26 protein-coding genes and 1 tRNA gene are annotated in these 25,259 nt (G+C 52.0%); 5 read left to right on the plus strand and 22 right to left on the minus strand.

Annotation, left to right across the window (positions count from 1 at the left end; genetic code table 11):
• The 13 genes from lysS to ffh form a co-directional block, all read right to left on the minus strand.
• Positions 1–1,494: a lysine--tRNA ligase gene (lysS, locus tag L9P87_RS04360; RefSeq protein ID WP_237443451.1), complete on the minus strand. Its 1,494-nt coding sequence runs from the start codon at positions 1,492–1,494 to the stop codon at positions 1–3.
• A 104-nt stretch (positions 1,495–1,598) separates the two neighbouring features.
• Positions 1,599–2,697 (minus strand): peptide chain release factor 2 gene (gene prfB, locus L9P87_RS04365; protein ID WP_237443452.1). Its coding sequence is split into 2 segments (ribosomal slippage): positions 1,599–2,621 and positions 2,623–2,697, totalling 1,098 coding nucleotides; the frame shifts between segments, so codons are not numbered across the junction.
• 134 nt (positions 2,698–2,831) lie between these two features.
• Positions 2,832–4,571, minus strand: a complete 1,740-nt coding sequence (recJ, locus tag L9P87_RS04370; protein WP_237443453.1) for a single-stranded-DNA-specific exonuclease RecJ — start codon at positions 4,569–4,571, stop codon at positions 2,832–2,834.
• A 28-nt stretch (positions 4,572–4,599) separates the two neighbouring features.
• On the minus strand, positions 4,600–5,205 hold the full coding sequence (locus L9P87_RS04375; protein ID WP_237443454.1) for an SRPBCC family protein: 606 nt from the start codon (positions 5,203–5,205) through the stop codon (positions 4,600–4,602).
• Positions 5,206–5,288: 83 nt separating this feature from the next.
• Positions 5,289–6,683, minus strand: coding sequence for a threonine synthase (thrC, locus tag L9P87_RS04380; protein ID WP_237443455.1), 1,395 nt, complete (start codon positions 6,681–6,683; stop codon positions 5,289–5,291).
• A 98-nt stretch (positions 6,684–6,781) separates the two neighbouring features.
• Complete coding sequence (locus L9P87_RS04385; RefSeq protein WP_237443456.1) at positions 6,782–8,089, minus strand: homoserine dehydrogenase; 1,308 nt, start codon at positions 8,087–8,089, stop codon at positions 6,782–6,784.
• Between the two features lie 283 nt (positions 8,090–8,372).
• Positions 8,373–9,119 (minus strand): DsbC family protein, encoded by a 747-nt coding sequence (locus L9P87_RS04390; protein WP_237443457.1) that lies wholly within the window; start codon positions 9,117–9,119, stop codon positions 8,373–8,375.
• 126 nt (positions 9,120–9,245) lie between these two features.
• Positions 9,246–10,172 carry a site-specific tyrosine recombinase XerD gene (gene xerD, locus L9P87_RS04395; protein ID WP_237443458.1) on the minus strand — a complete coding sequence of 309 codons (927 nt, stop codon included), beginning with the start codon at positions 10,170–10,172 and terminating at the stop codon, positions 9,246–9,248.
• A 102-nt stretch (positions 10,173–10,274) separates the two neighbouring features.
• Positions 10,275–10,634, minus strand: a complete 360-nt coding sequence (gene rplS / locus L9P87_RS04400) for a 50S ribosomal protein L19 (protein ID WP_237443459.1) — start codon at positions 10,632–10,634, stop codon at positions 10,275–10,277.
• Between the two features lie 87 nt (positions 10,635–10,721).
• Positions 10,722–11,528: a tRNA (guanosine(37)-N1)-methyltransferase TrmD gene (gene trmD / locus L9P87_RS04405; RefSeq protein WP_237443460.1), complete on the minus strand. Its 807-nt coding sequence runs from the start codon at positions 11,526–11,528 to the stop codon at positions 10,722–10,724.
• 4 nt (positions 11,529–11,532) lie between these two features.
• Entirely contained in the window at positions 11,533–12,078 is a 546-nt protein-coding gene (rimM, locus tag L9P87_RS04410; protein ID WP_237443461.1) for a ribosome maturation factor RimM, read from the minus strand.
• A 15-nt stretch (positions 12,079–12,093) separates the two neighbouring features.
• Complete coding sequence (gene rpsP, locus L9P87_RS04415) at positions 12,094–12,342, minus strand: 30S ribosomal protein S16 (RefSeq protein ID WP_237443462.1); 249 nt, start codon at positions 12,340–12,342, stop codon at positions 12,094–12,096.
• A gap of 216 nt (positions 12,343–12,558) precedes the next feature.
• Entirely contained in the window at positions 12,559–13,956 is a 1,398-nt protein-coding gene (ffh, locus tag L9P87_RS04420) for a signal recognition particle protein (protein ID WP_237443463.1), read from the minus strand.
• 241 nt (positions 13,957–14,197) lie between these two features.
• On the opposite strand from ffh, the gene L9P87_RS04425 reads away from it, so the two are divergent.
• Both L9P87_RS04425 and L9P87_RS04430 read left to right on the plus strand, forming a co-directional pair.
• Positions 14,198–15,001, plus strand: a complete 804-nt coding sequence (locus tag L9P87_RS04425) for a cytochrome C assembly family protein (protein ID WP_237443464.1) — start codon at positions 14,198–14,200, stop codon at positions 14,999–15,001.
• A 178-nt stretch (positions 15,002–15,179) separates the two neighbouring features.
• A complete protein-coding gene (locus L9P87_RS04430) occupies positions 15,180–16,451 on the plus strand; it encodes an HlyC/CorC family transporter (protein ID WP_237443465.1) in 1,272 nt (423 codons plus the stop codon).
• Between the two features lie 73 nt (positions 16,452–16,524).
• Here the strand turns inward: L9P87_RS04430 and L9P87_RS04435 are convergent, their stop codons facing one another.
• The 5 genes from L9P87_RS04435 to queA all read right to left on the minus strand — a co-directional run bounded on the left by L9P87_RS04435 (position 16,525) and on the right by queA (position 20,215).
• Positions 16,525–16,710 carry a DUF1289 domain-containing protein gene (locus L9P87_RS04435; RefSeq protein ID WP_237443466.1) on the minus strand — a complete coding sequence of 62 codons (186 nt, stop codon included), beginning with the start codon at positions 16,708–16,710 and terminating at the stop codon, positions 16,525–16,527.
• Positions 16,711–16,785: 75 nt separating this feature from the next.
• Positions 16,786–17,316, minus strand: a complete 531-nt coding sequence (locus L9P87_RS04440; RefSeq protein ID WP_237443467.1) for a gamma carbonic anhydrase family protein — start codon at positions 17,314–17,316, stop codon at positions 16,786–16,788.
• A gap of 168 nt (positions 17,317–17,484) precedes the next feature.
• Entirely contained in the window at positions 17,485–17,802 is a 318-nt protein-coding gene (locus L9P87_RS04445) for a YqfO family protein (protein ID WP_435531785.1), read from the minus strand.
• A 67-nt stretch (positions 17,803–17,869) separates the two neighbouring features.
• Entirely contained in the window at positions 17,870–18,985 is a 1,116-nt protein-coding gene (gene tgt, locus L9P87_RS04450) for a tRNA guanosine(34) transglycosylase Tgt (RefSeq protein ID WP_237444372.1), read from the minus strand.
• A 141-nt stretch (positions 18,986–19,126) separates the two neighbouring features.
• Positions 19,127–20,215, minus strand: a complete 1,089-nt coding sequence (gene queA, locus L9P87_RS04455; protein WP_237443468.1) for a tRNA preQ1(34) S-adenosylmethionine ribosyltransferase-isomerase QueA — start codon at positions 20,213–20,215, stop codon at positions 19,127–19,129.
• A 196-nt stretch (positions 20,216–20,411) separates the two neighbouring features.
• Between queA and L9P87_RS04460 the strand changes: the two genes are divergently transcribed.
• A tRNA-Leu gene (locus L9P87_RS04460) sits at positions 20,412–20,498 on the plus strand.
• A gap of 328 nt (positions 20,499–20,826) precedes the next feature.
• Here L9P87_RS04460 and L9P87_RS04465 read toward each other — a convergent pair.
• A complete protein-coding gene (locus L9P87_RS04465) occupies positions 20,827–21,099 on the minus strand; it encodes a BCCT family transporter (protein ID WP_237443469.1) in 273 nt (90 codons plus the stop codon).
• Between the two features lie 129 nt (positions 21,100–21,228).
• Between L9P87_RS04465 and L9P87_RS04470 the strand changes: the two genes are divergently transcribed.
• On the plus strand, positions 21,229–21,720 hold the full coding sequence (locus L9P87_RS04470; RefSeq protein WP_237443470.1) for an SRPBCC family protein: 492 nt from the start codon (positions 21,229–21,231) through the stop codon (positions 21,718–21,720).
• Positions 21,721–21,792: 72 nt separating this feature from the next.
• Here the strand turns inward: L9P87_RS04470 and L9P87_RS04475 are convergent, their stop codons facing one another.
• Entirely contained in the window at positions 21,793–22,791 is a 999-nt protein-coding gene (locus tag L9P87_RS04475; protein WP_237443471.1) for a DUF1254 domain-containing protein, read from the minus strand.
• 489 nt (positions 22,792–23,280) lie between these two features.
• On the minus strand, positions 23,281–24,141 hold the full coding sequence (locus tag L9P87_RS04480) for a class I SAM-dependent methyltransferase (protein WP_237443472.1): 861 nt from the start codon (positions 24,139–24,141) through the stop codon (positions 23,281–23,283).
• A gap of 302 nt (positions 24,142–24,443) precedes the next feature.
• Between L9P87_RS04480 and L9P87_RS04485 the strand changes: the two genes are divergently transcribed.
• Complete coding sequence (locus L9P87_RS04485; protein WP_237443473.1) at positions 24,444–24,893, plus strand: hypothetical protein; 450 nt, start codon at positions 24,444–24,446, stop codon at positions 24,891–24,893.
• Between the two features lie 25 nt (positions 24,894–24,918).
• Here the strand turns inward: L9P87_RS04485 and L9P87_RS04490 are convergent, their stop codons facing one another.
• On the minus strand, positions 24,919–25,239 hold the full coding sequence (locus L9P87_RS04490) for a BolA family protein (protein WP_237443474.1): 321 nt from the start codon (positions 25,237–25,239) through the stop codon (positions 24,919–24,921).
• Positions 25,240–25,259: the final 20 nt, after the last annotated feature.

Raw genomic sequence — 25,259 nt, forward strand, 5'->3', positions numbered from 1 at the left:
TTATGATGAACTGAGTGGGCGCATATGTGGGAACAACAACACATCGCGAATCGATGGCGAATCGGTGAACAACATCACCAAGCGATCGATACCAATACCCTCACCCGCAGTGGGTGGCAAGCCGTACTCCAGAGCAGTGATATAATCGGCATCGTAATGCATTGCCTCATCATCACCCCCTTCCTTCTCTTTTACCTGGTCCATGAATCGCGCCGCCTGATCCTCGGCATCGTTAAGCTCTGAGAAGCCGTTGGCAATTTCACGGCCACCGACAAAGAATTCGAAACGGTCGGTAACCATTGGGTCGCTGTCACTACGGCGAGCCAGCGGCGAAACCTCTGTTGGGTAGGCGGTGATAAACGTCGGCTGATCGAGACGCTCTTCAACCGTCTCCTCAAATATTTCGATCTGTACCTTACCGATACCCCAGCTGTCTTTTAGCGGGATTTCTAAGCGCTTGGCAATAGCGCGGGCACCCTCTTCCGTCGCCAACTCTTCCGCCGTCAGTTCGGGGTTATAGTGCAGGATTGAATCGAACACACTCATGCGGATAAACGGCTTGCCGAAATCGTACTCGCTGCCCTGATAGTTCAGCGTCGTCTGACCTAATACTGTCTCGGCCACAAAACGCAGCATGCCCTCGGTAATATCCATCAAGTCGTTATAATCGGCATAGGCTTGATAGAATTCCAGCATGGTGAATTCTGGGTTATGGCGGGTCGACAAACCCTCGTTACGGAAGTTACGGTTAATCTCAAAGACACGCTCAAAACCACCGACAACCAGACGTTTGAGGTAAAGCTCCGGCGCAATACGCAGATACATGTCGAGGTCTAAGGCGTTGTGGTGCGTCTCGAACGGCTTGGCGCTGGCGCCGCCGGGGATGGCCTGCATCATCGGGGTTTCAACTTCGAGGTATTCACGCTCCCCCAAATACTGGCGAATAGCCGCGACGATCGCCGAGCGCATTCGGAAGGTCTTACGCGACTCCTCATTGACGATGAGATCGATGTAACGTTGACGATAACGAATCTCTTGGTCTTGTAGACCATGATGCTTATCCGGCAGAGGGCGAAGAGACTTGGTCAGCAAACGGATCGTCTCAGCATTGATATACAAATCACCCTTGCCCGACTTATGAATCAAGCCGCTGACACCGATGATGTCACCGATATCCCAACCCTTGACGGTTTTTACCATCTCAGGGCCGAGAATTTTCTTATCGGTATAGACTTGAATACGGCCACTGACATCCTGTAACACCAAGAAGGTCCCGCGCTTGGCCATGATACGACCGGCGATGCTGGCACGGTTGCCCAACTCTTCTAGCTCGACTTTTTCTTTCTCGCCCCAGCTTGCCTGAAGATCTGCCGCATAGGCATCACGACGAAAATCGTTGGGGAAGGCGCTGCCCTGTTGACGCATCTCGTCAAGCTTTGAGCGGCGCTCGGCAATTAGCTTGTTCTCATCTTGTGCTGGCTTGTTGTCTGCCATAGTCTTTACTCTCTCACGGCCGCTTATAGGCACTATTAACCAAAAATCGTTGTTCTGGTGACAATCCCATCATGGCATTATCACCGCTAAATAGGTCGGCGATATTACAGACCGCTTTTCAAACTCGCCTCGATAAATTGATCGAGATCGCCGTCTAACACCGCACCACAGTTACTGGTCTGGACATTAGTACGCAGATCTTTAATACGTTGATCATCGAGTACATAGGAGCGAATCTGACTGCCCCAGCCGATATCGGCCTTGCTGTCTTCCTGGGCCTGTTTATCGGCATTACGCTTAAGCATTTCCTGCTCATACAGCCTTGCCCGTAACATTTTCCACGCCTGATCACGGTTTTTATGCTGTGACCGCTGGCTCTGACACTCGGCCACAATACCTGTCGGTTCGTGGGTTAAACGCACCGCCGAGTCAGTCTTGTTAACGTGCTGACCACCGGCACCTGAGGCGCGGTAGGTGTCAGTGCGAACGTCCGATGGGTTGATATCAATCTCGATATTATCGTCAATTTCCGGTGACACAAACACCGAACTGAATGAGGTGTGGCGACGACTGCCCGAATCGAAGGGGGATTTACGCACCAGACGGTGGACGCCGGTTTCGGTGCGCAGCCAGCCGAAGGCATAGTCGCCCTCGAAACGAATCGTGGCGCTCTTGATGCCCGCGACATCGCCAGCTGAGCACTCTTCCAATGTTGTCTTAAAGCCCTTGGCCTCTCCCCAGCGCAGATACATGCGCAGAATCATTTCAGCCCAGTCCTGAGCCTCGGTGCCGCCGGAACCCGACTGGATATCAAGGTAGGCATTAGAGGCATCCATGTCGCCGGAGAACATCCGGCGAAATTCGAGCTTCTCAAGCTGGGCCTGATAGTCGGCCAACTCCTCCAAGCCACTCTCGAGCGCCTCGGCATCGTCTTCTTCGCGAGCCATCTCCAGCATCACGTCTAAATCATCGGCACCTTCGGTCAAATCATCGATGGTCTTAACCACGGCCTCGAGGTCTGAGCGCTCTTTACCCAGTTTTTGAGCACGTTCGGGATCGTCCCAGACGGTAGGCTCGGCCAGCTCGGCCTCAACTTCGACTAATTGTTCTTTCTTGTTGTCGTAGTCAAAGATACCCCCTAAGCGTTTCAGCACGCTGACGGATATCTTTAATACCATTACTTAGGCTGTTGACCTCTAACATCGGATAATTCACTCGCAAAAGATAATATGATGGCAGCCCAAAATTCCAAGCCGCTGACGCCGCCAGAGGCTGAGCCTATAGCGGGCGGAAAACAGCCGATTTTACCCCAATATCCCACAAAGCTCTAGGGATGTTTAAGCCACGGCGAGGTAATCGACCAATAACTGCACCGTCTGTTTACCACGGAACTCATTGATATCCAGCTTATATGCCAGCGACACACGGTTAACATCCAGGTTTGGCCACTGCTTAGGGTCAATATTGAAGGCGATGGCATCGATTAACATGCCATCGAAACCACTGGGCGCCAATACCATCTTCAAATGACTGCCACCAACCAAGCGTTGCTGCACCAGGGTAAACTCGCCGTCGAACACCGGCTCGGCAAAGCGCTGCCCCCAGGGACCAGCCTCACGCAGACGATGAGCCAGGTCGAGAGTAAATTGCTCCGGCCCCAACTCGCCATCACTGAGCACCACCGCCTGTAGCTCGTCCTCGTCCAGGGTGTTGCGCGCCTGCTGATCAAACAGCTGACTGAACAGGTTGTAGTTTTCCGGCGCAATGGTCAAACCGGCGGCCATCGCATGGCCACCAAACTTATGAATCAAGCCCGGGTTCTTCGCGTCAATGGCGGCAATGGCATCGCGCATATGAAAGCCGGCAATCGAGCGCGCCGAGCCTTTGACCCCGCCATCATCGCCCTGGGCAAAAATAATCACCGGCCGATGATGTTTATCCTTAATCCGCGACGCGAGAATACCAATCACTCCCTCGTGCCAGGTCTTATCGAACAGACAGACTCCCCAGGGCAGTTCCGCCTCATCAACCTGCAACCGAGCCAGAGCCTGGTCCGCCTCCTGCTGCATCGAGCCTTCGATGCTTTTTCTGTCCTGATTCAAACCATCTAATTCCGCGGCAATTTCAGCGGCACGAATGGCATCAGAGGTTAGCAGGCACTCGACACCCAGCGACATATCATCCAGCCTACCGGCGGCATTGAGTCGCGGACCAATAGCAAAGCCCATGTCACTGGCCACCACACGGTGATAGCTACGCTTGGCCAACTCTAAAATATGCAAAATTCCCGGCCGCGCCTTACCCGCTCGAATGCGTGCCAGACCTTGGTGCACCAAAATACGATTATTTCTATCCAGTGGCACCACATCGGCGACGGTACCCAGCGCCACAATATCGAGATAGTCTGCCATATTAGGCACCGCCATGCCCTGATTGCTGAACCAGCCACGCGCAACCAACGCCGCCCGCAGCGCCGCCATCACATAAAAAATCACCCCGACGCCGGCAATATTCTTGCTGGCAAAGCCGCAGCCGGGCTGGCTGGGATTAACAATGGCATCGGCAGCCGGTAATGTATCGCCGGGCAGGTGATGATCGGTGACCACCACCTTCATGCCCGCCGCATGGGCAGCCTCGACACCGGCGATGGCGGCAATACCATTATCGACGGTAATCAAAAGTTCAGCACCCAGCGCCTTGGCCTCATCGACCAGGCGTGGCGTTAAGCCATAACCGTGGGTAAAACGGTTAGGGACTAAGTAGGTAACTGACGCCAGGCCCATTGCCCGCAGCGCCAGAATTGATAAGGCCGAACTGGTAGCACCGTCGGCGTCGTAATCACCCACAATGACAATTTGTCGCTGCTGCTCGACTGCCTCGACCAGTATGGCAACCGCTGAGTCCATGCCTTTAAAAGTCGCCGGCATTAACATCCCTGCCAGCTGACGCTCGAGTTCAACCGTTGCATTGATTTTTCGGCTGGCATAGATTCTCGCTAGCAGGGGCTCTACTCCCTCGGCCATCAAAGACTCAATAGCCTTATCATCGGCGCTGCGGCGACGGACAGTTTTGCTCATTTAGCTGACTCTTATGAAAAATATAAAACTATTCTACCTGAGTTACATCGGTAAAGCGTTGGTAAGCCGAACGATCTTCATCGGTGGCCGGCTGTTTCTGCTCATAAAAATATTTGAATCCTGCAGCGATAGCTGGTTGACTGCGCTGAAGATATTCCACCAACAAATAGCGGTTAAGCCACTCGCCAAGATTGCCCCAGGGCAGCTGATAATACAGGGTGAAACTGACCCAGGTTTGATCGCTGGAAATACCCTCTAAGGCATAGCGGAACTGTGAAAAAACAAAGGGCTTAACCGGTCCGCCCTGCTCCTCCAGAGCCAGCAAAAAACCCTGCTCTGGCTGCCACTCTATAATTGTTTCAACAATATAGCTGCCATCGCTGTTATACACCTGACGTGAAGCCCCCAAGCCGGTTAGCTGCTCACTGACCACCTGAGTATCGACAATATTCGGCACATAATTATGCGCCACCGTAAAGTCCTGTAACTGCTGCCAAACCTCAGCAATAGGCTGTTCGACCACCACGGTGGTGGTGATCAAATGTTGCTTCGCCTCACCGGTATTGGCCGCAACCACCAGTACAGAGATGAGGACAATCAAAGACAAGACAAGGGCTTTCACGATTTTTTTCATTATCACTGCTCTTTTATATTTTTCTGATAAAAAAAAACCACCAAGTTATCTCGGTGGTTTTTGCCGCGCAACAGACAATCCCGTTACTTTAGACTGTCTGCAATAAACTGCTGAATAACAGCCAAGTCATCGGGCTTAACCGTATAGCGCTCCTCACGACTCATCAGATCAGCCATGTGGTGTGGTAGCGCCGGCGCATCTTCCTGACCCGCCGCCTTGGCTGCATCGGCAAATTTAGCCGGGTGCGCTGTCGCCAGGGTAATCATTGGGATGGCACTGTCGCGAACACATTCGCGCGCCGCCTTAACACCGATGGCACTGTGTGGGTCGAGTAAATACTCGCTCTCCTCATAGACCCGGCGAATAGTTTCGACAGTTAGTGCGTCATCAACAGCATAGCTATCGAACAACTCTCGCGCCTTGGCAAAGGCGTCATCACCAATCGAAGCGGAACCCGCAGCGAAGTCGGTCATGAACTGATTAATCTTATCGGCATTCTTACCGCTGAGTTCAAACAGCGCACGCTCAAAGTTTGATGAAATCATGATATCCATACTTGGCGACAGAGTGTGCTCCAAGCCATGGGTCTCATATTTATTCTGCGACATAAAGCGGTGCAGAATATCGTTTTTATTCGTGGCGATAATCAGCTGACTAATCGGCAAGCCCATTTGCTTGGCCAGGTAACCGGCAAAAATATCACCGAAGTTACCGGTGGGCACACTGAAGGCCACCTTGCGCTCTGGCGCGCCAACAGACAGGCCAGCCCAAAAATAATAGACAATCTGAGCCATGATGCGTGCCCAGTTGATCGAGTTAACCGCCGCTAGACGACGACCGTTCGGCAAGAATGACTGATCGGCAAAGCTGGCCTTGACCATGTTTTGACAGTCGTCGAAATTACCCTCGACGGCAATGTTAAAGACGTTATCTTCCAGTACCGAGGTCATCTGACGACGCTGTACATCGGAGACGCGGTTGTGCGGGTGCAGAATAAAGATATCGATATTCTTACAGCTGCGACAGCCCTCGATGGCGGCAGAGCCGGTATCACCCGAGGTGGCCCCCATAATGACCACACGCTCGTCTTTACGCTTTAACACGAAGTCGAACAGACGGCCAAGTAACTGCAGCGCGAAATCTTTGAAAGCCAGTGTCGGACCATGGAACAACTCCAGCACCCACTCGTTTTTACCCAGCTGCACCATTGGCGCCACAGCCTTGTGACGGAAGGTGGCATAGCTTTCATCGATCAACCGCTTAAAGTCTTCATCACCAATGGCACCGTCGATGAACGGCTTCATAATGGTAAAGGCCAATTCGGGGTATTCCATCGACGCCATGGCGGCGATTTCTTGCTGACTAAACGTCGGCATCTTTTCAGGTACATACAGGCCGCCATCGGGGGCTAGGCCGGTCAGTAAAACATCTTCAAAACCAAGGGCCGGTGCCTGGCCACGTGTGCTGATATATCGCATATTACACCTTGTCTATTATGCCCTTGCGGAGGCTTAGGCTTTACATTCTTTAATCCGGCCGCAGCCGGGAACTATGATGACGCTTGCTAACTAACGCCTTAAGCGTCTAACGAATCGACACGGATGCGGACGACCTCGCCCTGAATACTGCTCAGCTGCGCCAACTTTTGCAGCGCTGCGTCCATATTTTTCTCGATTGTTTTATTGGTCAAAATAATCATCGGTACGGTCTCTTCGCCATCGACCGGCTGCTGCTGAATCAACGCCTCGATGCTGATACCTTCCTCGCTGATCACCTGTGCCACAGATGACAACACACCGGGCTTGTCATCGACTGACATACGCAGGTAATAAGCGCTTTCAAACTGCTCGGCACTGACGACAGCGGTATCCATCATTTTATCGGCATGGAAGCCAAGCGCAGCCACACGGTGATCGGCATCGGACTCAATGCCACGAGCCAAATCAATGATATCGGCGACCACCGCAGAGGCGGTAGGCTCAGCACCAGCACCGGCACCGTAATACAGTGTTGGACCAACAGCATCGGCCTCAACCATCACCGCATTCATCACGCCGTGAACGTTAGCGATCAAGCTCTTTTCGGGTATCAGTGTCGGGTGAACGCGAAGTTCGACGCCGTTCTGCTGACGACGGGCAATACCCAAGTGTTTAATACGGTAGCCCAGTTGCTCGGCGTACTCGACATCGGCCTTGGCAATCTTAGTAATGCCCTCGGTATAGGTCTTATCAAATTGCAGCGGAATGCCAAAGGCAATAGAGGCGAGTATGACCAGCTTGTGCGCCGCATCGATACCCTCGACATCGAAAGTAGGGTCAGCCTCGGCATAACCAAGCTCCTGCGCCTCTTTCAACACATCTTCGAAGGCACGTCCCTTGTCGCGCATTTCGGTCAGAATAAAGTTGCCCGTGCCGTTAATAATACCGGCCAACCACTCGACCTTATTGCCAGCCAAACCTTCACGCAGTGCTTTGATGATTGGGATGCCACCGGCGACAGCGGCCTCATAGCAAACACTGACACCCTGTTCTTTTGCCGCAGCGAAAATTTCGTTGCCGTGCAAGGCAATCAACGCCTTGTTGGCTGTCACCACGTGCTTACCGTTGGCAATAGCCTTCAACACTAATTCTTTGGCGATGTCACAACCGCCGATCAGCTCAACCACAATATCGACATTGGGGTCTTCTGCAACGGCGAAAATATCACGGCTGACTTGCATGTTTGAGGTATCACAATGGGGGTTATCGCGGCGAGCACCAATATGCTCAACAACAACCTCACAACCAGTACGCGCTGCAATTTCAGCCGCGTTGCGAGTTAACACATTTACAGTACCGCTACCGACAGTACCCAAGCCACATAGCCCGACTTTCACTGGTTTCAAAATATCATCCTCAATCAACATCTAAATAGTGCATATGACTAGCAAGTCATTTGATTTTTAATAGTTTATTAGACTGCAACCGGCTTAAAACAGGTCAAAAAATGCCTCACAACCGCCGCCACAACCTAAACAGCTAAAATTTGCAGCGTATTGTACCCTCTTTTTGCCTCGGTAAATACTAAAGATATAGCGACAAAGACCGCAGCCCTGTTCCGACGATCAACAGCAATTCACAGACAAAAAAAAGCCGCCGCAGTTGCGACGGCCGCCTCGGTCGTTACGATTACTGAATGCCGAGACGCTTAGCCAGCTCGTTGGCCGGCATATAACCTGGCACCAGACTGCCATCCTCAAGCACCAGCGCCGGCGTACCGCTGACACCCATCCGACCGCCAAGCTCATACTGCTCGGCCACCGGGTTGTCGGCACAGACATTTTTGGCAATATTTTGACGCGCCTTCAGTTTGTTCATCGCCTCCTGCTTATCATCGGCACACCAGGCACTGGCAATCTTGTTATAGGACTCCGAGCCAATACCGGCACGGGGATAGGCCATATACTGCACGGCAACACCGAGTTTATTCAACGCCGGGACTTCCTGATGCAGCTTCTGACAGTAGTAACAGTCAACATCGGTAAACACGGTCACCGTTGCCTTGGTTTCACCCGCTGGCGCAAAGATAATCATATCCTTGCTATCCACTCCGGCCATCAAGGCCTTACGGGGCGCGTTTTGCGCCATTTCGGTCAGGTTAACCACGCCGCTTGGTGCCACCTCAAATAGCTCACCGGCCACAAAGTGGCTTCCCTGCGGGTTAATGTATAACAGCGGCCCATTCACAATCTGCACCTGGTAGATATCCTTCATTGGGCTCTGCTCGACTGCGCCAAATTGCAGATCGGGGCGCGACTGCTTAATCCTGGCCAATACCTGATCGCTATCGATCACCGCCTCTGCCGCCTGTACCGAAAACGCCGATATCAACACAGCAACAATCAATACAACCTGTAATACACCCGCCTTTAACATATCCTACTCACTTATTAATAATTCGTTTTACTGGCATCACCCTAATAGCATTAGAGTCGCCAATCAACCGTTAGTTCCGCCACCCACCAACGAGATCACATCATCCTGTGACGACAACAGCAATCGCTAACCCCGAGGGTGGTGCTGATCATGCAGCGACTGCAATCGCGCCTTGGCAACATGGGTATAGATTTGAGTGGTCGATAAGTCACTGTGACCCAGTAATAGCTGCAACACCCGCAGATCGGCACCGTGATTGAGCAGGTGGGTAGCAAAGGCATGGCGCAACGTGTGCGGCGACAAGCTCTTCTGTATGCCCGCCTCCAGCGCGTAGCGCTTAATACGATGCCAGAATGTCTGCCGGGTCATTTGCCGCCCCCGCGAGCTCGGAAAGACAACCTCGCCAGCCTCGCCCGAAAAGAAACCCAACCGGGCTTCGCGGCAGAAGCGCTCAAGCCAGTACAGCGCCTCCTGCCCTATCGGCAGCAAACGCTCCTTGCCGCCCTTCCCCACCACCTTCAATGCGCCAGCCGAAAAGTTCACCATCGACATCTGCACACTGACCAGCTCCGTCACCCGCAGACCACTACCGTACAACAACTCCAGCATCGCCTTATCGCGCAAACCGAGGGCGTCGCCGGCATCCGGTGCCGCCAACAGGGCATCGACATCAGCCTCTGACAGCGTTTTGGGCAACGGCTTACCCAGCTTCGGCGCCTCGATCGTCGCCACCGGGTCATCAACGATAGCGCCCTGGCGCAACTGATAACGATAAAAACTGCGCAGACAGGATAGCGCTCGTGCAACACTGCGGGCAGACACCCCCTGCTCAGCCCGAGAGGCCATAAAGGCCTCGATCTGCGCCGCGACGACAGCCAGCAAAGCATCATCGGCAAGAAAAACAGCAAAGGTAATCAAATCACGGCGGTAGGCATCCAGGGTATTATCGGACACTCCCTTCTCCAACCAGCAGGCCTCTATAAAACGCTCAATCTCACGCCGGTTCGACGCAGTCAGCTGCTGACTTCCTATACCCACACTCTGCCTACTCACAACATCGCCTATTTCAAGTCTCAGCCAACAGCCTAACAGTTTTTTTAGGCATAAAAAAAGGTGGCCCTGAGGCCACCTTTTTCTGTACCAAGTAAAACCGGCTTATTTCTTTGCCAATTTCTCTTTGATACGTGCAGCACGACCTGACAACTCGCGTAGGTAGTACAGCTTGGCTTGACGTACATCACCGCGACGCTTGACGGTAATGCTGTCCACTAGAGGACTGTAAGTCTGGAAAGTACGCTCAACACCAACGCCGTTAGAAGTCTTACGGACGATGAAGTTAGAGTTTAGCGCACGGCTTTTCTTGGCAAGTACAACACCTTCGAAAGCCTGTAGACGCTCACGGTCACCTTCTTTAACTTTAACCTGTACAACCACGGTATCACCGGGGCCGAAGGCTGGGATATCTTTTTCCATCTGCTCTTTTTCAACAGCATTTACAAGAGGATGCTTGTTCATTTGTTCGCTCCTAATACGCCCAATATGGGCTATTAAAATGTTGGCAGCTTAGCTGCATTAGTAGAAGCACTGGTCAGATAGGATAAATTACCCTTTCGGACTTGGGACGTCAGTCTCACGACTAGTGTCATTCTCCAAGCATTCATCTTCAGCCAGCTCGCGGATTACCTCCGCTAAAATACTCTTCTGTTCAGTGTTTAACTCGCGGCCTGCCAATAAGTCAGGGCGTCGAGTCCAGGTCCTCATCAACGATTGCTTTAAGCGCCATCGACGAATTTTTTCATGGTTACCGCTAAGCAACACATCCGGCACCTGAACGCCGTTTAATGTTTCCGGTCGGGTGTAATGTGGACAATCCAGTAAGCCATCGGAGAATGAATCCTGCTCAGCAGACAACTCATGCCCTAATACTCCTGGCTGTAATCGGGCCACCGAGTCGATCAATGCCATTGCCGCTAATTCGCCACCGCTGAGAACAAAATCCCCAAGCGACCACTCCTCATCAACCTCAGCCTCGATTAAACGCTCATCGATACCTTCATAACGCCCGCAAACCAATACCATGTTTGGCGATAAAGCCAACTCCTCAACACCTTGCTGATCCAGTTTTCGACCTTGAGGAGAGAGATAAATCACCCTGGGCTTAACGCCGTCGGTGGTTATCAACTCCCGTGCCGCTGCAATAGCGTCACGCAAGGGCTCAACCTTCATCAACATACCGGGGCCGCCGCCGTAAGGGCGAGAGTCCACTGTGCGATGTCGATCGTGGGTAAAGTCTCGAGGGTTAATCGTTTGCACGCTTAACATCTCTTGCTTACAACCCCGTCCAGTTACACCGTGTTCGGTAATAGCCTGGAACATGTCAGGAAACAGCGTTACTACACTAACTTTCATCAGCTTAGAACTCTGGATCCCAGTTTACGGTAATACGCCCCTGCTCAAGATCGATATCGAGTACAACCTGCTCTGGCAGATAGGGAATTAACCGTTCTCTGTCATCGATGGCGTGCTCGCAATGATGTACCACAAGTACATCGTTGGCACCGGTCTCAATTAAGTGGTGTACTGCGCCCAACAATACTTCTTCACCCTCTTCAAACTGACTGTAAACCTGTAGACCTTCTAAATCGCGCCAATAAAACTCATCGTCTCTTAGCTCGGGTAGCTGGTCCGCAGCCACAGATAATTCACAGCGGGTATAGTTTCGAGCCATTTCGCGATCATCGCAGCCGACAATATGACCGACTAGGCCTTTGCCATGCTTATGACTCTTATCAAACTCAATTGTCGTTAACCGACCATTCAGCTTGGTAGAAACTGATTTATAACCTAGGAAATTTTCCATCGGCTCGGTAAATGAGTGGATTTTAACCCAACCTTTAACACCGTATACGCCTGAAATCTTACCGATTACAACCCTATCTGATGCTACGTTATCCACCATGTACCACTACCTCAATTAAGCAGCTTTAGCAGCTTGCTTTAGTAAAGTAGCAACGCGATCGCTAACCTGTGCGCCCTTAGCTTTCCAAGCGTCGATGCGCTCAGAATTAAGGCGAACACGTTCTTCATTACCACGTGCAACTGGGTTAAAGAAACCCACACGTTCGATGAAGCTGCCGTCGCGAGAATTACGGCTGTCTGTAACAACCAAGTGATAGAACGGGCGCTTCTTTGAACCGCCGCGAGCTAGTCGAATAGTTACCATTGAAGGATTCCTATAAACGTCTAAAAAAAAAGGTGTGTTTCGCCAATTACTAGTCAAGCCAATAGACAGCAATCAGCGGCTGCGGATTATACAGCGTTTTTATCAAAAAAGGGAGGTCGATCAGAGGTTAAAGCAAAAACAAACGGGGAATAATAAAAATAACAATAAAAAACAACAATATAGGGCCAGCAGAAGCTGGCCCTCGCAGGGCTGACATTACTTAAACATGCCACCGGGGGGCATACCACCACCCATGCCGCCACCGCCACCCATCATGCCACCCATACCGCGCATCATGTTGGCCATACCGCCTTTGCTCTTCATTTTTTTCATCATTTTCTGCATCTGCTTATGCTGCTTCAACAGACGATTAAGATCCTGCACCTGAGTGCCCGAGCCGGCAGTAATGCGTCGCTTGCGCGAGCCGTTCAGCACATCAGGATTACGACGCTCGGCCGGGGTCATCGAGTTGATAATGGCCTCCATCTGAACAAACACCTTATTGTCCACTTGGGCAGCCGCAGCAGCCTGAGCCACATTACCCATACCCGGCAGCTTATCGAGCATGGTGCCAATGCCACCCATATTCTTCATCTGCTGTAATTGATCGCGAAAATCTTCCAGGTCAAACTTCTTGCCCTTCTTGATTTTCTTGGCCAGCTTCTCGGCCTTCTTCTTATCGATCTTCAGCTCAGCTTCTTCGATCAGCGACAACACGTCGCCCATACCAAGAATACGCGAGGCAATACGATCAGGATAGAAAGGCTCCAGTGCATCGACCTTCTCACCCATACCGATAAACTTAATCGGCTTACCGGTAATATGGCGAACAGACAGCGCCGCACCACCACGAGAGTCAGCGTCGGCCTTGGTTAAGATCACGCCGGTCAGCGGCAGCGTCTCATTAAACGCCTTGGCAGTAACGGCAGCATCCTGACCGGTCATTGCATCGACGACAAATAGCGTCTCTACCGGCTTAACAGCCGCATGCAGCTGACCAATCTCAGCCATCATATCGGCGTCGATGGCGAGACGACCGGCGGTATCAACAATCACCACATCGGCAAACTGTGTCTTGGCATGGGCGATGGCAGCGTTAACAATATCCACCGGCTTCTGTTCAACCGTCGACGGGAAGAAATCCACACCTACTTCGGCCGCCAATGTCTCCAACTGCTTGATCGCCGCAGGGCGATAAACATCGGCACTGACCACCATGACTTTTTTCTTTTCACGATCTTTTAGAAAGCGCGACAGCTTGGCCACAGAGGTGGTTTTACCCGCACCTTGCAAGCCCGCCATTAAAATAACCGCCGGCGGCTGCGCCGACAGATCTAAAACCTCATTGGCCTCACCTAGAATAGACTCCAGCTCAGCCTGAACAATCTTAACGAATTGCTGCCCCGGATTAAGACTGGCAGACACTTCTTGACCAACGGCACGCTGCTTGATTGCCTCGACAAAATCCTTCACAACAGGCAATGCTACATCAGCTTCCAACAGCGCCAAGCGAACTTCCCGCAGCGTGTCTTTAATATTATCTTCGGTTAAACGCGCCTGACCGGTGACTTTTTTCAAGCTGCCGGATAGGCGTTCCTGTAAACTATCAAACATGTCTATCTCTCATACATTCGCTGTATTAATTACGCCTGAGCCGATATCGGGACAAAACCTGGATCGCCGGCAACAGTTAAAATTCTGCCCAGCAGTATAACCGACTAGTCAGCGCGAACACAGCCCAAGTCTCAATCTTCGACATCGATCAGAACAAAAGCACAGCAGAAGCGACTATTATCCTGTCTACAGATATGCCAAAATTGGCTTCCTTTAAATAAAATCAACAGCTTCTTACCCTATGCCCTTACTTACCATCAGCATCAGCGCCGTCCTTCTCTACCTGACCTGCTCGGTGTATCTTGGTGGCCAGGCTTGGCATGGCGTGCGCCACCCACGACTGGAAAAACTGGCCGTTATCGCCGGGTATACCGCCCTCAGCGGCCACGCCGTTATTTTGTTCAATACTATTTTTGGCGACTGGGGTATCGACTTCAGCGTGTTAAAAGTCGCCTCGCTGACCTTTTGGCTGATTACTCTGATCACCCTACTCAGCAGTATGCGACTGCCGGTGAAAAACCTGTTGGTACCGCTCTATATTATTGCCGCCATCAGCTTGGTGGCAGCACAGGCACTACACACCACGGCCCAGACCATTCCCAACATCACCTTTGGCATCGGCGTCCACATCCTGCTATCGATACTGGCGGAGAGCATTTTCACCATTGCCGCGGTACAGGCCATTACCGTCGGCATACAGGATCGCCTACTGAAGAAACACCGCACCCAGGGCCTGGTCAACAGCCTGCCGCCATTACAAACAATGGAAACCCTGCTATTTGATATGCTCTGGGGCGGCCAGCTAATACTGACCGCAGCACTGGCAACCGGTATCATCGCCGCCCCCGACCTTATTACCGCGCTGACCACCCACAAGGTGGTGTTTGCCGCCATTGCCTGGTTGGTATTTGCCATTTTACTATGGGGACGCCATCAGCTGGGCTGGCGCGGCAACACGGCGATTCGCTGGACACTGACCGGCTTCGTCTTACTGATGCTGTCCTACTTTGGCAGCAAGTTTGTCCTTGAGTTCTTACTGAGCTAAGCACAGCATCCGCTGGATTGAGCGGCAAAGTTGTGCTCGTTTTCCCCCTCGACTACCCTTTATTGCTGACACAGCGCAAGTTATTGCCAAAAGGCAATCAATTAACGCGAAAAGCTATTGAACTTGCGCCATTTTTTAAGCAACATACGACAAAATACCACAAGAGGTTGTACCCTAGTTGAACGAAGCCCCCTTAGAGATACTATTTGCTATTTTAGTATTCTTAATTCTCTGCTCTGCCTTCTTCTCAAGCTCAGAAACCGCCATGATGTCGCTCAATCGATATCGCCTCAAACATTTGGTCGGCAAAAATAACCGCGGCGCCAAACGGGCCGAGCAACTACTCGAACGCCCCGACCGGTTAATTGGCCTTATTCTGATCGGCAACAACCTCGTCAACATCTTCGCCACCTCGATTGCCACCGTGATCGCCATGCGACTTTACGGCGACGCCGGCATCGCCATTGGCGGCGTCTTACTGACCCTGGTCATCCTGCTGTTTGCTGAGGTGACACCGAAGACACTGGCAGCGTATTACCCAGAAAAGATCGCCTTCCCTTTTACTCTGTTGCTCAAGCCACTGCTCACAATCATGTACCCGGCAGTATGGTTGATCAATATTCTCAGCAACAACCTGCTCAAACTGTTTGGCATTAACGCCGACACCAAGAATGAGCAACAGCTATCGCGGGAGGAGCTGCGCACCATCGTCAACGAGACCAGCCCACATATTCCGTCGCGCCACCAGGGCATGCTGACCAATATCCTCGACCTCGAGAACGCCACTGCCGAAGACATTATGATTCCGCGCAACGAGGTGTTTGGCCTCAACCTCGATGATGACGATGACACCCTGGTCGAACAATTGCGCTCGAGTGAATTTACCCGCCTGCCGGTCTTCCGCGACGATATCAACAACATCGTCGGCCTGCTGCACCTCAAGCACGTCAGCCAGCTTTTCGACCAGCGGGGACAATTTAACCGCGAGGCGATGATGGACACCATCAGCCCGCCATACTTCGTGCTGGAAAACACCCCACTGCACACCCAGCTGTTTAACTTCCAGCAGGAAAAGAAACGCCTGGGTATTGTGGTCGACGAATACGGCACCATGCAGGGACTGGTGACACTGGAAGATATACTCGAGGAGATTGTCGGTGAGTTCACCTCTAATATTGCCGACAATATCGAAGAGATATTCCCGCAGAAAGACAACAGCTATATCATCAACGGCACCATCAACATTCGCGATATCAACAAGGCTCTCGACTGGCAACTGCCCATCGACGGGCCCAAAACACTGAACGGCTTACTGCTTGAGCATCTGGAAACCTTTCCCGACGCCGCTGCCGGCATCCGCATTGGCAACTACGGCTTTGAGGTGTTAGAAATCAGCGAAAATATCATTCAGACCGCGCGGGTCAGAGCCCTGATTAAAAAACGACACTAACAGCGATTGTGATGCGCCATAAAAAAAAGCCCTAGATGGGCTTTTTTTATGGCAACTACAAACAGAGACAGCGCTACATCACCGCGCCATCCTCGATACGACGCTGCTGGGATAACTGCAGCACTTCGACGCGCTCTTGCTCACTGTAGGCATTCCACTGAGTAATCTCCTCGGCGCTGCGATAACAGCCCTCACAGACGTCTTCAGGGTTTAACACACAAATTGACACACAGGGCGACTTAACCGCTGATTGACTCACTGCTACCACCTTTCAATTACTGACCAAATACTTTTACCCAAACTGACAACCTCTTACCCGCGACCAAACAGTCTCTTAAGAGCCCTCGACCTCGGATAAACCATTGTTATAACGCACGCCTTTTTGCACATAGTGGAGGGCGCCGAATTTCAAACCATCCTGCTCTTCCTCGCTGAGGATACGCTTGACCTTGCCCGGCGACCCTAACACCAGGGCGCCGTCGGGTACAACCATGCCCTCAGGGATCAGCGCATTGGCACCGATTAAACAACCGCGACCAATCTTGGCACCGTTCAATACCACGGCATTCATGCCGATTAAACTGTCATCGCCAATAGTACAGCCGTGCAGCATCACCTTGTGGCCAACAGTCACACCCTTGCCAATCGTCAACGGGTAACCGGGGTCGGCATGGAGCACCGCGCCATCTTGAATATTGCTGCCCTCGTCGATGACAACACAGTCGTCATCGGCACGAATAACACAGTTAAACCAGACACTAACACTACTGTACAGCTCGACATCACCAATGACGGCAGCCGTGGGTGCAATGTAATGGCCGCGACCCAGTAGCTTCGGCTCAATATCTTCTAAACGGTAAAGCATGAATCTCTCTCCAAACCCGTAACAGCTAATCAGAACACGCTGAATAACTTATCCATTCAACACATTGTTATTTCTTAACGCCGCCTTGGTGACCGATCGCCACAAAAAAGCCGACTATTATTTTCTCAAGGGGACATAAAATAACGCGGTTCAATGGCTTTGTATACGTTAAATATCGATACAGAGGCTGACATCATAGGCGGGCTGATCATAGGGGTGGGCCTGTTTCAAGGCCGTCACCACATCGCGCACCACCTCATCGGCACAGACCAGTTCGATACGGTATTCGGCCACTCGACTGAGCGCCCCCGGCTGACCAATAAAAGGCTCGGCGCCGGCCTGCGGCATAAACTGCCCCTCGCCTTTGACCTGCCAACAACAGTGCTGATAATCGCCGATACGACCGGCACCGGCTGCGAACAACGCCTGCTTTACCGGCTCTAAATGTGACTCTGGCACATAGCTACAAATTTTATACACCGACATAAACTCCAGACAAAAAATAACCCCTAATCATTGGCTGATCAGAGGTTATAGTCAATCGACGACGCCGTTAGACGTAATCGGGTACTTCGACGCCCTGCTTCTCATAGAACTCAGTGCGGAACTCTTCGAAACGGTCTTCATCCAAGGCCAGACGAATATCGGCCATCACCTTCTGGTAGTAACGCAGGTTGTGGATGGTATTCAACGTCGAGCCGAGGATTTCCTTACACTTATCGAGGTGGTGTAAGTAGCCACGGGTGTGATGCTGACAGGTATAACAATCGCATTCAGCGTCCAGCGGCTCGGTCGACAGCTTGTGCTTGGCGTTACGAATCTTCAATACCCCGGCAGAGGTAAATAGATGGCCGTTACGCGCGTTGCGGGTCGGCATTACGCAGTCGAACATATCGACACCCTTGCGCACACCCTCGACCAGGTCAGAGGGGGTACCGACACCCATCAGGTAACGGGGCTTATCGGCCGGCATTTTGTGGGCCAGGAAGTCCAACACCTTAAACATCTCTTCCTTCGGCTCACCAACAGACAGACCGCCGATGGCAAGACCATCGAAGCCGATATCACACAGCCCCTCGATCGACTGCAGACGCAGATCCTCGAACATACCGCCCTGAATAATACCAAACAGCGCCGAGGGTGAGGTGCCGTGCTCTTCTTTGGAACGCTTGGCCCAACGCATCGACATTTCCATCGAGTCCTTGGCCTCTTTGTGGGTGGCCGGGTGCGGCGTGCACTCGTCAAAAATCATCACGATGTCTGAACCCAGCGACTTCTGCACCTGCATCGAGCGCTCGGGGGTCAAGAACACCTTGGAGCCATCGACCGGCGAGCGGAAGTGAACCCCCTCTTCGGTGATCTTGCGCATCTTACCGAGGCTGAACACCTGAAAGCCGCCGGAGTCGGTCAAAATTGGCTTACTCCAGCCAGCGAAATCGTGCAGATCGCCGTGGGCTTCGATAATCTCGGTACCCGGACGCAACATCAGATGAAAAGTGTTGCCGAGGATGATCTCGGCACCGATCTCTTCGATATCACGGGCCATCATGCCCTTCACCGTGCCGTAAGTACCCACCGGCATAAACGCCGGGGTTTCAACGGTGCCGCGGGGGAATTTTAGGCGACCACGACGGGATAAACCGCGCTGGTGGTCGACTTCAAAGTCCATAAAGCACTCATCGCGGCCGGTGGTAGTAAAGCCTTCAAACTGCTCGCGGTGCTCGTCGCAGCCGCAAATCTTAGGGTCGTTCTGGCAAGACATGGTCTCACTCCTCTCATGATCAAAAAATACTGTCTGCACCGGGCGGCATCAGCCCTCGGCGTTCGCCGCTCTATAACCGGCGGAAAGTTGACTGGGGCTGACAAACATCGCATCGCCGTAACTAAAGAAGCGATACTGCTGCTCGACAGCCACCTTATAAGCGTCCATCACGTGCTGCTGGCCGGCAAAGGCGCTGACCAACATAATCAGCGTCGACTCCGGCAGGTGGAAATTGGTCAGCAGACCATCGACCACGGCAAACTCATAACCGGGGTAGATAAAAATATCGGTATCACCACTATAGGCCCCAATCTCACCGCCGTTAATTTTAGCGGCACTCTCGAGACAACGCACCGAGGTGGTTCCCACGGCAACGACGCGGCCGCCGCGGCCATGGGCCTGCTTAACCTGCTCGACCACCGCCTCGCTGACCTCGATATATTCGGCGTGCATATGGTGCTCGAGAATATTATCGACCTTGACCGGTTGAAAGGTGCCGGCGCCAACGTGCAGGGTAACAAAGGCACATTCGACACCCTTATCCTGCAGCTGCTGCATCATGGTATCGTCGAAGTGCAAACCAGCGGTCGGCGCCGCGACGGCGCCTTCTTTATTAGGGTCGCTGTAAACGGTTTGATAGCGCTCGCCATCGGCGGTCTCGTCGGGGCGGTCGATATAGGGCGGCAGTGGCATATGGCCCAGCTCGTGCAGAATATCAAACACCGGACGGCTGTCGTCGAAGCGCAGCTCAAACAAGGCATCCTGACGGCCAACCACGGTCACCGGTACCGCCGACTCACGGTCGGTGCCTAAAAAGATGGTGGCACCGGGTTTGGGTGAGCGCGAGCTGCGCATATGGGCCAACACGCTGTGCTGATCCAACACCCGCTCGACCAATATCTCCAGCTTGCCGCCGCTTTCTTTTTGGCCATATAAGCGGGCAGGAATCACCCGAGTATTGTTAAATACCAGCAGGTCACCGGCATCGACTTGGTCGAGCAGGGCCTTGAAGCCTAAGTGCTCTAGCGCGCCGCTGTCGCCGTGCAGCCGTAACAACCGGCTATCGGTGCGTTCAGCCGTCGGGTAACGGGCGATTAATTCATCGGGCAGGTCAAAATGGAAATCGGATAATTTCATAAAAAATCAGCACAGTCTGGGTGAAAATTGTACGTAAAAACAACAGAACGGGCGGACTTTATAGCAAAACTGACCGTTTAACCAGCCTCGACTGAATTCCGGCAGTTTTTATCAAAAAAGCTATTGCACTTGTTTTGTTCATTGGTATACTTGCGCCCGTCTTCAGAGATGCTGTTTCAGCGCCTGATCTGACGATGCCAGCGTGATGAAATTGGTAGACATAGGGGATTCAAAATCCCCCGTTCGAAAGGACGTGGCGGTTCGAGTCCGCCCGCTGGTACCAAACACTAAAACCCCGTAGCTCTTCGAGTTACGGGGTTTTTTATTGGCTGCAATAAATGGACTGGGATTGTCAAACTTCGGCGCCACTGCATCAATATAGCCGCCGCCCCCACTCCGCCCGATGGGACGCCGTGAATACCTCCCTGTAGGCTCAGCTTCAGCATCCATGCTGAAGATGCCCATAGGTCGAAATGGGGGCGACTCTGATCGAGGTTGCGTAAGGCTAGATTGGTGACTGCCGCTAGCTGAGGTTATTTGTTAGGAAAAGGCAAGGTCGGCCTGATTAGAGGGGATAGCCAAAAAAATAGGGATTAGTTTTTACTCTGACCCTAAATATCGACCTTCGGCCACAGCGCCAGGGCAAAACACAGGATCACGAAAAAGGCCATGGTATAAATATACCAATAGTTAAAACTGGCCAGGATAAGATTATTCAGCTGCCCCAGTACAGAAGCTGCATTATCAGGAAAGGCTATCGCCCATAAAATTAATGTCCCCACCAATATTTTTGCCGTGATGGTGACGTCTTTACTAAAGCCTCGGTAGAAACCCGATTGTGACACTCGAATAAATAGATTGGTAATAGGGGCGTTAATCAGCATCCGCCGTCTCTTTGTTATTAATAGAGTACGTTGTATACACATCCCACAATTAATCGGGTCAGAGTCGATTAAACCGGCAATCGACGACGTTAACGGCTTGCCAATGAATTTGTGATTTTGGCGGCCACGATGGGACTATACTTAAACAACAGTATTCGCCAGTGCGGGAGGTGCGCCATGGGTAGCTGTTATCACACCATCGAAATTCAAGCGCCGATGAAAAAAGTTTGGGCCACAGTCAGCGACTTCCATAATATGCACTGGGCACCAGAGGTGGTTAGCTCACTGGCCAAACTCGGCGGCAAAAACAATCATCAGGTGGGAGCCAAACGGGTACTCAACGATGATATCCACGAGACACTTACCGGCTTCGACGCTAAGAATCACAGCTTTTCTTACATTATCGACCACGGCCCCGGCCCTCTCGCCAAACCGCTGTTACAAAGCTATAACGCCAACGTCACACTGACCGCCAGCGAGCACGGTACCACGGTGGAATGGGCGTCGAGCTTTCAATCGGCTAACGATGAGGAGGTTGCTGAGTTTTGTAACCCGATCTATATCGCGCTATTAACGGCGCTGAAAAACAGCCTCGAACAGGCCGAGCTACCGGCGCTATAGTCTCGTTAACCGATAAAAAAGCCCCTGTCACAGTGTGACAAGGGCTTTTTTATTCCGTGGAAGAGCCGCTAACTACTGAACCGTTTTCTCCGGTGACACCTGGCCATCCAATACCTTTTGGCTGACGCCGTAGTAACGCATGGTGAAGGTGAAATCCTGCCCCAGCGTATCGATATTATTGATTGCATCGGCGCCGCAGTTAAACGATACGGTGACGGTGTCATCGGCGTTCATCTGCCAGCTGTGTGAGCTAATATGGTTAACCCCTTCGATTAAATAACGCGCCTGATCGTAAGCGGTTACCGAGGTGAAGTACTTTGACTCGGGGTTGTCGAAGGTGGTGGTCAAACAGCTATTGCCATCCAACATGATGGAGTTGGTGTATTTGTTGGCAACGTTCACCTCGGGCGACGAGCCACCCCAGCCGTTGGCGTTTTCTAGATTCCACTGATGACGATCGGTAACGTCCTTCGAGAGGCGCGGGAAGGTGTATTCAAAAACCTCGCCTCGAGTCTCGGCGGTCAACTTGGCCGTCCACTGTTCGACCTCTGCAAAGTTGTAGTTCTGCGGGGTATAGGTGCCGAATTTAAAGCTGTCATCGCTGATTTTACTCTGCGCCAGCCGCGCCGCATCCAAGCCTTTTTCGGTGCCGGTGCGATAAATCAAAAAAGCAAATTCGGTTTCAACCGGCAGCTGATAGTCGCCCTCACCGACAATATAATGCTGACCATGACCACCCTCGGTGACCACCTGAACCGCCATATAGACGTCAGAGGCCGGAATACTAAAATTCACCTGGCCATCGACTACCTCGGTGATCACCACCGAATACAGGGTGTCATCGTTCATCTGTACCGTCGGCGCTGCCGTGCCCCGTGGCGGCAATTGTTTCATATGGGCAATGCCCTCGTTGGCACCGAGCTTACTCCAATTGTTATAATTGCGGGCCGTCTCGGCATGGGCGAAGTTTGCCTCGGTAACAGGGATAGTGTCTGCCGCAAAGGCCGCTGGCGTTAATACCACGGCTGTTAAGGTCCACATGGCGAGTGAGCGTTGCTTAGAAGTTGTCATAGTCAATCCTTGAGGGCTGATAGAAGAGTAATGCTGCGAGACCTTGGCCTCTTTGACACTAATATACGGCCCCAGAGACATACGCGCCAATGCTAAAAAGTTAAGTTGATCATGCGTCCTGTGCATATTTAGTTGACAGCACCAAGCCCACACTGAAACCGTTGAGCTCAACTATAATGACATAAACGTTAATGAAAACAATGACTGACGCCTGATTCCAACACACGATATAAAGAGGTAAATACGCTATGTCGGGAGAAGAAGAAAAAAGCATTATTGAGATCGCCGGATATTTAGGGTCAGAGTAAAAACTAACTTCATGTCTTTACCAGCTCTTGCATTTTGCCCTATAGAAACTCGAAAAACACACCCACGCCCCCAGCAACAACACGGAAGGGTTTTATTTAAAATTGTGAGGCCGTGTTTGAGCGCAGCGAGTTGCCGATCAATCTTTCAATGAAAGCCCTGCAGTGTGTCGAGGCTACCAAACTAAGGATTGGTCGCAGTAACAAACCAGGCGCTGGAGGGCGCCCAAATAGAACCATCGTCACGGGCATATTTACCAATCACATCCTGTAATGCCTCATCAACCTTGGGGCGTAACCGCTCTCCCTCCTCCCCGGCCAGACGAATAATCTCACCGGCGGGGCCAATTTCGAGGGCGAATTCGATGGCCTCTTTAATGTTGCGGCCAATACAGATATCCGAATCAAAACGCTCGAATTGAATGCGCTCAAAACCGACGGCCAGTAGCATCTCACTGACCATATCGGGGCCGGCCATAGAAAAAGGACCGGGGCCGCAATGCACGGCATCGGTTTCATCATGGGAGATCACCGGTACAATTTCCTTTACACAGCACTCGGCATCATAAAGCCAGGGGTTATCCTCTCGCTTTCGCCACACCACTTGGGTGAAGGTGCCACCGGGTTTCAAGGACTGGCGAATATTGCTCATGGCGCGGCCGGGGAAATTAAAAAACATGGTGCCAAAGCGGGCGAAAGCCTCATCATAGGGGCCGCCCAAATCATCGGCCTCTACATCGGCGACAAAGAAGCTAACATTATCGACCCGCTCTTCGGTGGCCATCTTGTTACATTCTGCGATAAAGTTGGCGGCGCAATCCACCCCCCGGGCAGAGCCGCCATCGCGCAGGGTTTTGGCGATCTGGATGGTGCAGTCACCAAAGCCACAACCGACATCGAGAACACTGGCCCCTTTGGCATATTGATGGCGTTTTAGCGCCTCCTCACTGATCGCGGCATAACCCTCAATAAACAAGTATTTAAAGCGGGTGAATTTTTCAAACAGTACCGTATTCCAAGCTTCGATGACAATATCATTACTCATACTCAACTCCTTGTAATACCACGACACAGCCAGAACAAGCCATCGCCCCACCCCCAAAGTTTAGCCATCCGTGCTGAAACTGCACGCTATAGACTGCCAGCAACAGCGACATGGCTATGTTCCGTATGCCCCCTAATCGGTCACAAAAACCATAATACGAAGGGATTGATAGATGGTGTCGATCGACTTAAGCTCGTACCGGCTCCGACACGCCATGTTCAGCCCACACGCTCGACTATAATGAGATAAGCGCTACTGGAAACAATGCCAAGCAAATAGCCAACAGTCAGGGTGACTATCGTATGTCGGGAGAAGAAGAAAAAAGCATTATTGAGATCGCCGTATGCCGAGAGTTTTTAACCCGCCTAGGGAAACAGGTTGGCGAGAAAGACATTCGCAAAGGCGACCCTCATCAGGGTGAGCCTGACATCTATTATCAAAATGATTACCAGCAAATCTATATCGAGCTGGCCGAGATATGCTCACCAGACATTGCCGCAGGTATTGCAAACAGCCGCACCGAGGCGACATTGTCACACGATACCGCGATCAAAACCGTTGAAAATAAATTGAGAAAACACTATCACGTTGACCGTTCGATTGAGCTTTTGCTCTACACCGCCGGCAGGACAGCGTTGAGTCAGCAAGCCATTGCCGACAAACTGGCCCCGATACTGGTCGATGGCTTGGGCCCCTTTGAGAAAGTATGGCTGATGGCTGAGTCCGTTATATTGCTGGCCAGTCACGACTAACCAGCACAATCGCCAACTGAAAGATTTACTTGTCGGCCTTGCTACCGCCCAAACACTCTGGCGAGTCGGCCACGGTTTGCTCCCGGGCAAGCCACTCGCTGTCGGTAAAAGTAAACAGCGACAACGCATGCACCTCACCGGCTAATTCTTCTTGTAACAGACCATAAACCAATTGATGACGCCCTACCTGGCGCTTACCGTCGAAGCTGTCGCTGACCACAACCACCTTAAAATGGGTCTCGGAGTTTGGCGGCACACTGTGCATATGGGATTCGTTAATCACCTCGAGGTGGCTCGGTGATAAACCACTGTTAAGCTTCTGCTCGATGGTCTGCTGAATTTTCATGGTCATGTCCAAGGCTTGCT

It is taken from the genome of Sinobacterium norvegicum (genome assembly GCF_923077115.1).
Taxonomy (GTDB): domain Bacteria; phylum Pseudomonadota; class Gammaproteobacteria; order Pseudomonadales; family Sinobacteriaceae; genus Sinobacterium; species Sinobacterium norvegicum.

Coding starts and splice junctions, on each gene's coding strand:
- trmD (WP_237443460.1), bottom strand. CDS start 11,528: ATGAAAGTTAGTGTAGTAACGCTGTTTCCTGACATGTTCCAGGCTATT.
- L9P87_RS04475 (WP_237443471.1), bottom strand. CDS start 22,791: ATGACAACTTCTAAGCAACGCTCACTCGCCATGTGGACCTTAACAGCC.
- thrC (WP_237443455.1), bottom strand. CDS start 6,683: ATGCGATATATCAGCACACGTGGCCAGGCACCGGCCCTTGGTTTTGAA.
- L9P87_RS04465 (WP_237443469.1), bottom strand. CDS start 21,099: ATGCTGATTAACGCCCCTATTACCAATCTATTTATTCGAGTGTCACAA.
- L9P87_RS04390 (WP_237443457.1), bottom strand. CDS start 9,119: ATGTTAAAGGCGGGTGTATTACAGGTTGTATTGATTGTTGCTGTGTTG.
- L9P87_RS04375 (WP_237443454.1), bottom strand. CDS start 5,205: ATGAAAAAAATCGTGAAAGCCCTTGTCTTGTCTTTGATTGTCCTCATC.
- lysS (WP_237443451.1), bottom strand. CDS start 1,494: ATGGCAGACAACAAGCCAGCACAAGATGAGAACAAGCTAATTGCCGAG.
- tgt (WP_237444372.1), bottom strand. CDS start 18,985: ATGGACTTTGAAGTCGACCACCAGCGCGGTTTATCCCGTCGTGGTCGC.
- L9P87_RS04485 (WP_237443473.1), top strand. CDS start 24,444: ATGTCGGGAGAAGAAGAAAAAAGCATTATTGAGATCGCCGTATGCCGA.
- L9P87_RS04445 (WP_435531785.1), bottom strand. CDS start 17,802: ATGTCGGTGTATAAAATTTGTAGCTATGTGCCAGAGTCACATTTAGAG.
- L9P87_RS04470 (WP_237443470.1), top strand. CDS start 21,229: ATGGGACTATACTTAAACAACAGTATTCGCCAGTGCGGGAGGTGCGCC.
- rpsP (WP_237443462.1), bottom strand. CDS start 12,342: ATGGTAACTATTCGACTAGCTCGCGGCGGTTCAAAGAAGCGCCCGTTC.
- L9P87_RS04490 (WP_237443474.1), bottom strand. CDS start 25,239: ATGAAAATTCAGCAGACCATCGAGCAGAAGCTTAACAGTGGTTTATCA.
- recJ (WP_237443453.1), bottom strand. CDS start 4,571: ATGAGCAAAACTGTCCGTCGCCGCAGCGCCGATGATAAGGCTATTGAG.
- L9P87_RS04425 (WP_237443464.1), top strand. CDS start 14,198: ATGCCCTTACTTACCATCAGCATCAGCGCCGTCCTTCTCTACCTGACC.
- rimM (WP_237443461.1), bottom strand. CDS start 12,078: ATGGTGGATAACGTAGCATCAGATAGGGTTGTAATCGGTAAGATTTCA.
- ffh (WP_237443463.1), bottom strand. CDS start 13,956: ATGTTTGATAGTTTACAGGAACGCCTATCCGGCAGCTTGAAAAAAGTC.
- L9P87_RS04440 (WP_237443467.1), bottom strand. CDS start 17,316: ATGCTTTACCGTTTAGAAGATATTGAGCCGAAGCTACTGGGTCGCGGC.
- rplS (WP_237443459.1), bottom strand. CDS start 10,634: ATGAACAAGCATCCTCTTGTAAATGCTGTTGAAAAAGAGCAGATGGAA.
- queA (WP_237443468.1), bottom strand. CDS start 20,215: ATGAAATTATCCGATTTCCATTTTGACCTGCCCGATGAATTAATCGCC.
- L9P87_RS04480 (WP_237443472.1), bottom strand. CDS start 24,141: ATGAGTAATGATATTGTCATCGAAGCTTGGAATACGGTACTGTTTGAA.